Annotated in this window: 12 protein-coding genes and 1 pseudogene; 2 read left to right on the forward strand and 11 right to left on the reverse strand. The window is 73.9% G+C overall.

Going from position 1 to position 11,784, the window contains the following annotated elements:
- Positions 1-92 precede the first annotated feature (92 nt).
- The 11 genes and pseudogenes from MLUT_RS21020 to MLUT_RS23355 form a co-directional block, all read right to left on the reverse strand.
- Entirely contained in the window at positions 93-881 is a 789-nt protein-coding gene (locus MLUT_RS21020) for a hypothetical protein (RefSeq protein WP_010080201.1), read from the reverse strand.
- Between the two features lie 55 nt (positions 882-936).
- Positions 937-3,195: a bifunctional copper resistance protein CopD/cytochrome c oxidase assembly protein gene (locus MLUT_RS21025; RefSeq protein ID WP_010080200.1), complete on the reverse strand. Its 2,259-nt coding sequence runs from the start codon at positions 3,193-3,195 to the stop codon at positions 937-939.
- 73 nt (positions 3,196-3,268) lie between these two features.
- Positions 3,269-4,681 carry a Dyp-type peroxidase gene (locus MLUT_RS21030; RefSeq protein WP_010080199.1) on the reverse strand — a complete coding sequence of 471 codons (1,413 nt, stop codon included), beginning with the start codon at positions 4,679-4,681 and terminating at the stop codon, positions 3,269-3,271.
- Positions 4,668-5,297: a copper chaperone PCu(A)C gene (locus MLUT_RS21035; RefSeq protein WP_010080198.1), complete on the reverse strand. Its 630-nt coding sequence runs from the start codon at positions 5,295-5,297 to the stop codon at positions 4,668-4,670. The genes MLUT_RS21030 and MLUT_RS21035 overlap by 14 nt, the downstream gene beginning before the upstream one ends.
- Before the next feature lie 131 nt (positions 5,298-5,428).
- Positions 5,429-6,112, reverse strand: coding sequence for a copper resistance CopC family protein (locus tag MLUT_RS21040; RefSeq protein ID WP_010080197.1), 684 nt, complete (start codon positions 6,110-6,112; stop codon positions 5,429-5,431).
- 110 nt (positions 6,113-6,222) lie between these two features.
- Positions 6,223-6,918, reverse strand: a complete 696-nt coding sequence (locus MLUT_RS21045; RefSeq protein WP_010080196.1) for a hypothetical protein — start codon at positions 6,916-6,918, stop codon at positions 6,223-6,225.
- Positions 6,919-7,075: 157 nt separating this feature from the next.
- Complete coding sequence (locus tag MLUT_RS21050; RefSeq protein ID WP_002858339.1) at positions 7,076-7,357, reverse strand: HU family DNA-binding protein; 282 nt, start codon at positions 7,355-7,357, stop codon at positions 7,076-7,078.
- Positions 7,358-7,586: 229 nt separating this feature from the next.
- The gene (gene rpsN, locus MLUT_RS21055; RefSeq protein ID WP_002858338.1) at positions 7,587-7,892 is read right to left on the reverse strand and encodes a 30S ribosomal protein S14; all 306 of its coding nucleotides are present in this window, start codon (positions 7,890-7,892) and stop codon (positions 7,587-7,589) included.
- A gap of 1 nt (position 7,893) precedes the next feature.
- Positions 7,894-8,061, reverse strand: coding sequence for a 50S ribosomal protein L33 (gene rpmG / locus MLUT_RS21060; protein WP_002858336.1), 168 nt, complete (start codon positions 8,059-8,061; stop codon positions 7,894-7,896).
- 1 nt (position 8,062) lies between these two features.
- The gene (gene rpmB / locus MLUT_RS21065) at positions 8,063-8,299 is read right to left on the reverse strand and encodes a 50S ribosomal protein L28 (RefSeq protein WP_002858335.1); all 237 of its coding nucleotides are present in this window, start codon (positions 8,297-8,299) and stop codon (positions 8,063-8,065) included.
- A 468-nt stretch (positions 8,300-8,767) separates the two neighbouring features.
- Positions 8,768-9,524: pseudogene (locus MLUT_RS23355) on the reverse strand (VIT1/CCC1 transporter family protein).
- Positions 9,525-9,692: 168 nt separating this feature from the next.
- Here MLUT_RS23355 and MLUT_RS21075 point away from each other — a divergent pair.
- Both MLUT_RS21075 and MLUT_RS21080 read left to right on the forward strand, forming a co-directional pair.
- Complete coding sequence (locus tag MLUT_RS21075) at positions 9,693-10,976, forward strand: NRAMP family divalent metal transporter (protein WP_010080193.1); 1,284 nt, start codon at positions 9,693-9,695, stop codon at positions 10,974-10,976.
- A complete protein-coding gene (locus MLUT_RS21080) occupies positions 10,969-11,781 on the forward strand; it encodes a putative hydro-lyase (protein WP_010080192.1) in 813 nt (270 codons plus the stop codon). Before MLUT_RS21075 ends, MLUT_RS21080 begins: the two co-directional genes overlap by 8 nt.
- The last annotated feature ends 3 nt before the right edge of the window (positions 11,782-11,784 follow it).

Here is an 11,784-nt window from a genome sequence, read left to right on the forward strand (position 1 = left end):
CACCATCATGGCGCACGCACCGGACGCGTCAGCCGTGAGCGGACGCCGGCGGCGTCACAGGGGGAAAGACGACGCCGCCGGGCGGGCCCGGCTCAGTCGGCGGCCAGGGCGGCGGCCAGCATCTCCTCGGCGATGAGCGTGAACTCCTTGCGCCCGGCCTCGGGCCGGCCCACGAAGGAGACCATCACCACGGCGTCGGAGGTGACGGCGGTGAGCACCTGGGCTGTGAGCTGGGGCTCGGACTCCGAGGCCAGGGTCCGCTCCCACACGAGGGCGGACTGCGCGGGGGTGCCGTCGGACAGCGGCGCGTCGGAGACCTCGAGGCGGTAGTCGACGGTCGCGTCCCCCTCCTGCACGGTCATGGTCATCTCGCGGCAGTCGGCGCGCAGGGCATTGACGGTCTGGATGTGCCGCTCGACGTCCTGGCGGCCCTGGCCCGTGAGCCGGGCGACCTCCACGGTGCCCGTGCCCGTGAAGGTGTCGGCGCCGACGTCCACGCGCGTGGCCTCGGCCCCGTCGAGGGCGATCGGGGAGAAGTCCAGGGCGGTCAGCGGCGCCTTGCACTGCGCCGGCTGCACGGTGGTCCGGTCCGCGTCCGCGCGCCGGTCCCGGAAGTCCTCGCGGGCCGCGTCGATCTCCTCCGCCGTGGCGGCCCGCTGGCGGACGAAGCCGAACGTGGCCGCACGCTCGGCCGCGGCCTCCGCCACGCGCTCGTCCTGACGGTCGCCCAGGCCGAGCCCCTCCGGGGCCGCCGCCTCCGTGGGCGCCGCGGTGCCGGCGTCGTCATGGACTCCGTCTGCGGGCACGGACGCGGCGGCCGGATCGCCGTCCCCGGCCCCGCAGCCCGTCAGGGCCAGCAGGCCGGCGGCGACGGCAGCCACGAGGCGTGGCCGACCACGCCGGGGCGCGGCCGGGCGGCCGAGGGGAGGAAGACGGTCAGCGGACATCACGGGCCTCCTCGGGGCCGGTGGAGGAGTCACGGGCCACGGGCTCGGCGTCGCTCGGGGCGTCGGTGACCGGGGTGCCGTGCATGTGGGCGTACATCTCGTTCCAACGGCGTAGCTCCGCGTCGCCGTCACGGTCGGCCTGCCGGTCCAGCCGGACCGCGTTCTTGCGGTCGCTGCGATACCAGAGCACGGCCACCATCACCGCCATCATCACGGTGGGGAACTCGCCGATGCCCCACATCACCGCGCCGCCGATGCGCTGGTCCTCGAGGGCGGTGGGGCCCCAGTCGCGGCCCATGTTGCCGAACCAGGACGCCTGCAACAGACCGGTGGAGGTGGTCATGGCGACACCGATGAAGGCGTGGAAGACCATCGTGGCCATCAGGAGCACGAGCCGCAGGGCGTACGGGGGCCGGCGCGGCAGCGGATCCGAGCCGATCATGACCAGGGCGAACAGGAACCCGGTCAGCAGGAAGTGGACGTTCATGAACTCGTGGCCCACGTGGGTCTGCAGCGAGAACCGGAAGAAGTCCGTGTAGTAGAACACCAGGATCGAGCCGGCGAAGTTGACCCCCGCCACGATCGGGTTCGTGATGAACCGACCCCACGGGGAGTGCACGATCCACAGGATCCACTCACGGGGGCCGCGCGTCCCATCCGTGCGGGCCGGCAGGGCCCGTAGCGTCAGGGTGATGGGTGCGCCCAGGACGAGGAAGACGGGACTGAGCATCGTCAGCGTCATGTGGCCCACCATGTGTGCGCTGAACAGGACGCGGCCGTACACGGCCGGGGACCCGGAGGTCGCCCACAGCAGCACGGCCAGCCCCGCGAACCACGCGACGGTGCGCAGCACGGGCCAGCGGTCGCCGCGGCGGCGCAGCTGCCACACGGAGCGCAGGTACCAGAGGGACAGGAACGCGATGATCGCGACCCACAGCCAGTCGAACCGCCACATCGTGATCCACCGGGCGCCCTCGAGGGCCGGCGGCAGCTCGTAGCCAGTGAGGATGCGGGCCGGGGTGGCGTCCGGCGCGATCTCCTCCGGCACGGGCGGGGCCGTCCGGGAGAGCACGGAGGAGACACCCATGACGGCGCCCATGATCACGGCCTCCACGGCGATGAGCTGCCACAGCAGGCGACGCGCGGGGGCGGGGCTGGGACGGTCCGGGCCGGCGTCGAGGCGGGGGATCACCCACCGGCGGTGCAGCAGGCCGATCAGGCCGAGGCCCAGGGCCGCCAGGAACTTGGCCGACACGAGGATGCCGTAGGGGCTCAGCAGCTGGGCCGGATCGTCCATGCGGATCGACGCGTTGACCACGCCGGACAGCGCCACCGTGACCAGGCCCAGCCCGGCGAGCACGGAGTAGCGGGTCAGGACCGTGTGCAGCAGGGGCGCCGGGCCCTGCCGGCGTAGGCTGCGGCCCCGCCCCTGCGCCCCGTTGGGCCCCACGAGGGTGTCCGAGATCGCGACGAGCACGAGCAGTCCGCCCACCCACACGACGACGCCGAGCAGGTGCAGGCCGATCGAGTTCACGGCGCCGGTGTGGTCGTCACCGCCCGCCGCGTGCCCGATCAGGGCCAGGGGCACGAGGGCGAGCATCGCCAGGATGCCGGTCCAGAACAGGCCGTTGTGGGAGCGGACGGCGATCGCCAACGTGGTCACGACGGCGGCGATCACGGTGACCCAGAACCACGCCTGGCCCACCGAGATGCCGACCACGTAGGCCGCCAGGCCGTCCGTGAAGCCCTGCCCCGCAGTGACGGGGATGCCGGCGAGATCCGAGTAGGACAGCACGCCGACGGCCAGCGCGGCCACCGTCCACACGCCGGCGCTGACGGCGGCGATCCGCATCACGCGGGTGAACGCGGGGTGCTCGGGCAGCGGTGCGGCGTCCGCGTCCTCGCGCCGCCGCCGGGCGGAGCGGTGCCACCGTTCCGTGCCCGCCGCGTGCGGCGGCAGGACCCCGGCCGCGAAGATCAGCGCGGCGATGGTCAGGGACATCGCCAGGTTGGAGACGAGCTCCCCCACGGGCACGCCCCACCGGGTGATCCACCCCGGGTCGGAGAGCTGGCGTGCGGCGGTGACGCCGGTCAGCCAGCCGGCGGCGGCGAGGCCGGCGGCTCCTGCGGCGGCCACGAGCACCCAGATCCACCGGGGCACACCGACCGGCCCCGACGGGCCGGGGCGGGCGGCGTCGTCGTTCTCGGCGGGATGACTGCCCCGGGCGGGGGCGGTGGCGGCGGACATGGGGTCCATCCTCTCAAAGCATGCGGACGCCCGACGACGGCGGGAGCGGCCCCGCCGTCGTCGGGCCCCTGGGTCAGGCGAACAGGGCGTCGCCCACGAACCCGCCCTCGGCGCAGCCGGGCGGGATCGCGAAGACGGACGAGCCGACGGGCACGGTCCACAGGTTCAGGTGGTCCGACTCCGCGAGCCGGGCCTGGACGGGGACGAACTGTCGGTCCACGTCCGCCTGGTAGGCGGCGAAGATCAGGCCGGAGCCCGCCTCCAGCGCCCCGCGCGGGTCGTCGTAGTTGTAGCCGCGACGCAGCATCCCGTACTCGGGCTCCTCCCCGCGGGCCCGCCGCAGGTGCGCGATGTCCGAGATGACCGGGAAGCCCGTGGGGCCGACGGCGTCGAAGTCCGGCTCGTCGTGCTCCTGCTCCCCCGTGAGGGGGGCGCCGGTGCCGAGGCGACGGCCGATGACCTTCTCCTTGGCCGGGCGGTCGAGCTCGTCCCACGTGTCCATGAGCATCTCGATGCGCCGGATCACCACGGACGTGCCGTCCGCGATCCACGGGGTGACGCCCACCTGCTCGGCGCCCACGCCCCACACCACGCGATCGAGGTGCGGGGTCTCCGCGGCCGGGTTGCCGGTGCCGTCCACCTGCCCGAAGAGGTTGCGCATCGTGGTGCCGGTGGGGTGGGCGCCGCGGGCGGAGCGGAAGCCCTCCTGCACCCAGCGCTCGGTGGCGAACGGCCGGGCCGCCTTGAGGACCATGCGCCGGGCGTGGGCCACGGACATCCGGTCGTCGCCGCAGATCTGCAGCAGCAGGTCGCCGTCGCTGAACGCGGGGTCCAGGCGGTCGATCTGCTCGAACGCCGGCAGCGGGCGCAGCCAGGCCGGGGCCCGGTCCGGGGCCACGCGGCGGACGAGCTCCGGGCCGAAGCCGAACGTCACGGTGAGCCGCGCGGGGGCGGCGGCGAGCTCCGGCTCGGTGTCGGCGATCGTGGCGCGGCCCTGGGTCAGGCGCGCCGCGTCGTCGGTGAGCAGGCGCAGCATCCGCTCGATGCGCACCCGGTCCGCGTCCTCGCGCAGGTCGAGGGCGAGGAAGACGGCGTGGGCCTGGGCGGGGGTGTCGACGCCGGCCTGGCGCGGCCCGTGGAACGGCACGGTGTCCGTGCCCACGGGCGAGCTGACGGCCACCCTGGCGGCCTGGCCGCCGGGCTCGGCCCAGCCGGCCCGGCCGACGTCGCCCTCGATGCCGGTGTCGCCCATGACCTCGGACGGCGAGGCCCCCGCCCCGGGCGCGGTAGACGCGCCCGGGGCGGTCGAGGCCGACGCGTGGCCGGCGCCGTAGCCGAGTGCCGTGCCCAGCAGGCCGCCGCCCACCGCGCCCGCCCCGAGGAGCAGGCCGCGGCGGGAGGGGCCCCCCGGGGCCGGGCGGGCGCCCTCGCGCCCGCCCGACCCGTGGTGGTCGTCCGGCCGGCCGGCGGGGTCAGTGGTCGGCATGGTCCTCCGATTCGTGGGACTCGCCACCGTGGTACGACTCGCTGGCGCCGGTGAAGGGCCGGACCACGGAGGTGACCTCGAGGGTGGAGCCGTCCTCCAGCTCGAGGTCGTAGGTCACGTCCTCACCCGGCTCGATCGGGTCGGTCAGGCCCATGAACATCACGTGGTTGCCGCCCGGGGCGAGCTCGAAGCTCCCTCCGGCGGGCACGGTGAAGCCGTCGGGGCTCCGCTGCATCACCATCTGGCCGTCCTCGCCGGAGACCATCTCGTGGAGCTCGACCGTCTCACCCAGCTCCGAGCGGACGCCGACGATATGCAGGTCCTGGTCCGAGGAGTTCTCGAGCATGCCGAAGGAGCCGGTCATGCCCTCCTCGGTGGCCTTCGTCCAGGGGTCGGTGATCGTGAGGCCGGCGGCCTGGCCGTCCGCGGTGGACGCGGCCGACGAGGAATCCGAGGCCGGGGCGGCGTCCGTGGCCGGCGCGACGCTCGAGGCGTCCGACGCGCTCGGGGCGGAGCCGGCGTCGTCTCCGGCGCAGGCCGTCAGGCCGAGGGCGGCGACGGCGAGCACGGCGGCGGCGCCGAGGCGGCGAGGGGCGCGGGGGGAGGTGGTGGTCATGTCTGTGGGGGTTCCTTGTCATGCGGGCGCGCGACGACGCGCGGGGCGTGCGGGCGCGCGACGACGCGCGGGGCGTGCGGGCGCGCGAGGGCGGGGCCGGTCCCCTCAGGGGGCCGGCCGGGGATCAGAGGTCAGCGGCCGTCGTCGAGGTGGCCGAGCGCGCGGGCGCGGCGGCCCATCAGGAGGAAGGCGACCACGAGCACGGCCAGGCCGGCGATGCCGGCGACCCACACCCAGGCGGGCAGCGCGTCGGAGTCCACGGGCTGCGCGGTGTCGGAGCCGTCCGCCTGCGCGGTCGCCTGGGCCGAGGCGGCGTCGCCCTGGCCTGCCGTGGCCTCCGGGGAGGCGGCGCTCGAGGCCCCGGCGACGGCGGTGCCGCAGCCCTGGGGCGCGGTGCCGGCGGCCGGTGCGGCCGGGTCGTCCACCGCGAAGTCGAACGAGCGCTCCTCGGAGTGCCCGTCCGAGTAGACGACGCGGTAGGCGACCTCGTAGTCGCCGTTGGGCAGCCCCTCGCACAGCGGCGCGGAGAAGGTGGGGCCGTCCACGGTGCCGGCAGCGGACTGCCACTGGTTGCCGTCGGCGTCGCGGACCTGCAGGAGGTTCTGGATGCCCTCGCCGTCGATCAGCTCGCCGCTGAAGGTCAGTGAGACCTCCGACGGCGCCGTCGTGGCCGTCTCGCCGACCGCGGGTGCGGTGCGGATGAGCTCGTCGTGCGCGGCCGCGGGGGCGGCTCCGGCGACGACGAGGGCGGGCAGCAGGGTGAGTCCGGCTGCGGCGCGAGCGGCGCGGCGGACAGGGGTGGTCTGGTGATGCATGGTGGTGTCCTCACGGGTCTGCCGCGGTCCCGGACGGGAGTCGCGGGCGGACCGTTCCGAAGGGTCGTCGGGCGCGGTCGGGCCTCGAGACGCGGACGGAGCCGGCGTCCTCAGGCCGCGAGGGCGAACGGCGGGCCGCGCCGCCCCGGAGAGCTGAGGAGGGCGAGGGACGTCACCGGCCGGAGCACCGGCGGGACGGGGACACGGAGGCGGGCCGGCGTCGGCAGGGGGCCGTGCGCGGCCGGCGGCGGGCAGACGACGGCCACCACGCGTTCGGCGATGGCGAGCACGAGGGCCTCGCCGCGCCGCAGCACCAGCACGGTGAGGCCCGCGGCGATCACGTGGGCCGCGAGCATGCGCAGGTCGGTCAGGTGGCCGGCGGGGGCGTTGGACAGGGCCTCCCCCGGCGCCAGGAGGGCTCCGGCGCCGGGACGGGCGTGGCCGAGGTGGGCGGAGTCGACGCCGGCGACCGGCGCCACGGCGTGTCCGCCGGCGGCGAGCCCGTAGAGCACGTGGAACAGACCCTGGGCGATCGCGACGGCGGCGGCGGTGCGCCACAGCGAGAGGGCGCGGCCCGCCAGGGCGGTGCAGAGCGGGGCGGCGAGGACGGCCGCGAAGGCGACCACGCCCACCTCGGGGAACCCGTGGCCGGGCTCGGCGGCGGTGTGGAACAGCGCGGCCAGGGCGGTCATCGCCAGGGCCCCGGCCCAGCCCCGGGCCAGACGGGCCGGCCCACGCACGACGCGCGGAGGGGCGTCCTCGAGGCCGGACGGGGCCCACGGAGCGGCGGCGACGGCGCTGCGCATGCCACGACTCCTCTCCTGACGGCCCCGGCCCACGTCGGCCGGACGATCGTCCGCCCATCCTACGCGGCCGGAGACGACGACGGGCGCCCCACCCGAGGGTGGGACGCCCGTCCTGCGGCGTGCGGCGTGGGTCCGGGGACGCGCACCGCGACCGGGATCACTCGGAGGCGGCGGCCTTGAGCTTGGAGCCGGCGGTCACCTTCACGGAGTGGCCGGCCGGGATGGTGATCTCCTCGCCGGTGCGCGGGTTGCGGCCGGTGCGCTCCTTGCGCTCGGTGCGCTCCACGGCCAGCCAGCCCGGGATCGAGACCTTCTCGCCCTTCTTGACCTGGGCGGTGAACACCTCGAAGAGGGCGTCCAGCACATCGCTGACGGCGGCCTGGGTGTTGCCGGAGCGCTCGGCGACGGCGGCGACGAGTTCCTTGCGGTTCATGGCCATGGGTCCTCCCTATGGGACGTCGGTTACGGTTCCCGGGCCGTTCGGACCGGGCTGCCAGTTGTGAACGTACCACCTCTGCGCGGGCGAATCGCCCCCTGAACCGCGAGAATCCGCGATTTCCCGTGACCTGGGCGGCCCTGATCCCCGAGGCACGACGACGGCGGCGCCCCTCCTGAGGAGGGACGCCGCCGTCGCGGTGGTGCCGAGCGCCCGGAGACCGGGCCTCAGGTCACCAGGAGGACTTGGTCACGCCGGGCAGCTCGCCACGGTGCGCCATGTCGCGGAAGCGCACGCGGGAGATGCCGAAGCGCTGGAAGGTGCCGCGGGGGCGACCGTCGATGGCGTCGCGGTTGCGCACGCGGACCGGGGAGGCGTCGCGGGGCAGCTTCTGCAGGCCCAGGCGGGCGGCCTCGCGGGCCTCGTCCGACGCGTTCGGGTCCACGAGGGTCTTGCGCAGCTCGAGACGCTTCTCGGCGTAACGGGCCACGATGGCCTTGCGCTGCTCGTTCTTGGCGATCTTGGACTTCTTGGCCATCTCAGCGCTCCTCTCGGAAGTCGACGTGCTTGCGGACCACCGGGTCGTACTTCTTCAGGGTGATGCGGTCCGGGTTGTTCCGGCGGTTCTTGCGGGTCACGTAGGTGAACCCGGTGCCGGCGGTGGACTTCAGCTTGATGATCGGACGAACGTCCTTGTCCTTGGCCATGTCAGAGCTTCACTCCCTTCGCGATCAGGTCCGCCACGACGGCGTCGATACCGCGCACGTCGATGGTCTTGATGCCCTTGGCGGACAGCGTCAGGGTGACGTTGCGGCGCAGGGAGGGGACCCAGTAGGTCTTCTTCTGGATGTTCGGGTCGAACCGGCGCTTGGTGCGACGGTGCGAGTGGGAGATGCTGTGGCCGAATCCCGGCCCAGCCCCGGTTACCTGGCAGTGAGCTGCCATGATCACTCCTCGTGGCAAGTAGTAGTAAAAGGACGGGCGGAACCCGCATGGCGGCGAGCCGCGGACCTGTCCGCGGACACCTGTTGTGAGCCCCGCCCCGGGTGTGGACACCGCACTCTTACTGCGACTTCTCGAAAAGGGGGACCAGGCTGGGTGAGAGCCAACCGAAGTTCCTTATGGGATCGCTGGTGTGGACGGTGAGCCCCGGTCCGTCCTGAGGACGTCCCGGGATCCGGTCTGCGGGAGCGCGTTGCTTTTCCGACCCGCCGTCCGCCCGGTCACCTGACCGATGGAACGACGAGAACAACGCGGCGTGCGCCGTCCCACCTTACGCGAACCGTGGGCGTCGCTTCAACTCGACGGGGGGCGCCTGTGGTATGCGCACGGTCCTCGGCCCCCAGGGCCGCTCCGCTCGCCACGGCTCGGCGCGGCCACGGGCGCTGGGCCGGCCCACCCCTCCGGCATGGATCAGGCGACCGACGCCCCCAGCAGGGAGCCCACCGCGAAGGTCAGGCCGAGCGCCAGGGCGCCGCCGAGGACGACGCGCACGGCCGCCCGCAGCGCGGGCGCGTCGCCGAGCCGGGCCCCGACCCAGCCGGTGACGGCGAGGGCCACGAGGGTGACGCCGAACGTGAACGGGACGGCGGAGGCCCACCGGCGCCAGGACGACCGTCAGGAAGGGCAGCAGCGCACCCACGAGGAACGCGAGGAAGGACGCTCCGGCGGCGGCCCACGGGCTGACGACGTCCTCCTCCGCCATGCCCAGCTCCATGCGCAGATGCGCGGCGAGCGCGTCCTTCTCGGTGAGCTCCCGCGCGGCGGCCTCGGCCGTGGCCCGGCTCAGGCCGTCCGCCTCGAAGAGCTGTACGAGCTCCTCCAGCTCGCCCTCTGGATCCTCCTCGAGCTCGCGGCGCTCCTTGGCGATCAGCGACTTCTGCGAGTCGGAGGACGAGGAGACGGACACGTACTCGCCCAGCGCCATGGAGAAGGCGCCGCCGACCACGGCGGCGGCGCCGGCCAGCAGGATCGGGGTGAGCGCCGTCGTCGCGCCGGCGACACCGACGACGGTGGCGGCGACGGACACGATGCCGTCGTTGGCGCCGAGCACGCCCGCGCGGAGCCAGTTGAGGCGGGCATGCACGCCGCCGGTGGCGTGCGGCTCGTCGGGACCGCCCGGCGGGACCTGATCTGCGAGGGGCGAGGACTGTTCAGACGTGTGCGACATGTCGCCATGGTCGCGGCGCGGGGCGGGGCGCGCCAGGCAGGTGAGGCGTTCCTTCGGACGGGGATGCCACGACACCCGGTCTCGCTGTTGCCAGGATTGTTCAACAACAGCTACCGTCTCCCCAGCGCCTCGTGACGCCCGTCACCTCGCCTGGCGCCCTCGACGAAGGTGACCACCGTGTCCCACGCAGACATCCCCCACGCCGGACCGGACGGCTCGACCCCCTCGGGCACCGCGCCGAAGACCGACTCCCGCGCTGCGAGCGCCACCCGGCGCACCGCACTGCTCGGCGCCATGTTCCTCATGGCCACCTCGGCCATCGGCCCCGGCTTCATCACGCAGACCGCCACGTTCACCGTCCAGATGGGCGCCGCATTCGCGTTCGCCATCCTGGTCTCGATCCTCATCGACATCGCCGTCCAGATGAACGTGTGGCGCGTCATCGGCGTCTCCGGCATGCGCGCCCAGGAGCTGGCGAACAGCGTCCTGCCCGGCCTCGGCTGGGTCCTCGCCGCGCTCGTGTTCCTCGGCGGCATGGTCTTCAACATCGGCAACATCGCCGGCACCGGCCTCGGCGCGAACGCCATGCTCGGCGTCGACCCCCTGATCGGCGGCGCCGTCTCCGCCCTCATCGCGCTGCTGATCTTCCTCTCCAAGCGCGCCGGTGTGGCCCTGGACCGGATCGTGGTGGTGCTCGGCGCCGTCATGATCCTGCTGATGCTGTACGTGGCCATCACCTCCGCCCCGCCCGTGGGTGAGGCCCTGCGCCAGTCCGTGATGCCGGAGGAGGTCGACTTCTTCGTGATCGTCACCCTCGTGGGCGGCACCATCGGCGGCTACATCACCTACGCGGGCGCCCACCGCATGATCGACTCCGGAGTGAAGGGCGTGGACGACGTCCAGGACATCACCCGCAGCTCCGTGGCCTCGATCCTCGTGACCGGCCTGATGCGTGCCCTCCTGTTCCTGGCGATCCTCGGCGTCGTCGCCTCGGGCGCGGTCCTGTCCAAGGACAGCCTGGCCGCCTCCGCCTTCCAGGCCGCCGCCGGCGACATAGGGCTGCGCATGTTCGGCATCGTCCTGTGGGCCGCCGCCGTGACCTCCGTGATCGGCGCGTCGTACACCTCGATCAGCTTCGTCACCCGCTCCACCACGAGCGTCCGCACCCGCAACCTGCTGACCGTCGCGTTCATCGTGGTCTGCACCGCCCTCTACCTGGCGCTGCGCCAGGCCCCGCAGACGCTGCTCGTGTTCGCCGGCGCGTTCAACGGCATGATCCTGCCGGTCGGCTTCGCGGCCCTCCTCTACGTGGCCTGGCGCCGCCGCGACCTGCTGCACGGCTACCGCTACCCCCGGTGGCTGCTCGTGATGGGCGCGCTCGCGTGGCTCGTGTCCGTGTTCATCGCGGTGCGCGGGTTCGTCCCGATGGTCACGATGATCACCGGTGCCTGAGATGACCACGACGACGCCGCTGCCGCCGCTGGACGGCGCCACGACCCCCGCGCAGGCCCGCGAGCGCTTCCGCGCGGGGCTCGTGCGGCCGACCTCGGGGATCGCCGACGGCTACGCCCAGGCGAACCTCGTCTCGATCCCGCAGGACCACGCCTACGACGTCCTGCTCTTCGCCCAGCGCAACCCCAAGGCCCTGCCGCTGCTCGGCGTGTTCGAGGCCGGCGAGGTCAACGGCCCCGCACTGGACGGCGACGTCCGCACGGACGTGCCGCAGTACGTGGTGTACCGCGACGGCGTCGAGACGGACCGCCCCACGGATCTGCTCGACGTGTGGCGGGACGACCTCGTGACGTTCGTGATCGGCTGCTCGTTCACCTTCGAGTCCGCCCTGGTGGCCGAGGGCATCCGGATGGCCCACCAGGACGCCGGCGTGAACGTGCCGATGTACCGCACCACGCGGCGCTGCGCCTCGGCGGGCCGCCTCTCGGGCCCGCTCGTGGTCTCGATGCGCCCCATCCCCGCCGACCGCGTGGCCGACGCCGTGCGCATCACCTCCCGCTACCCCGCCGTGCACGGCGCGCCCGTGCACGTGGGCGACCCGGCCGGCCTGGGGATCACGGACCTGTCGGCACCGGACTTCGGCGACGCCGTCGAGGTCCCGCAGGGCCACCTGCCCGTGTTCTGGGCGTGCGGGGTGACGCCGCAGGCGGCGATCATGGAGTCCCGCCCGCCGCTGGCCATCACGCACGCGCCCGGGCACATGCTCATCACGGACCTGCCGGACCGGATGTTCCAGGTCCCGTGACCG

Source organism: Micrococcus luteus NCTC 2665 (assembly GCF_000023205.1).
In the GTDB taxonomy this organism is placed as follows: domain Bacteria; phylum Actinomycetota; class Actinomycetes; order Actinomycetales; family Micrococcaceae; genus Micrococcus; species Micrococcus luteus.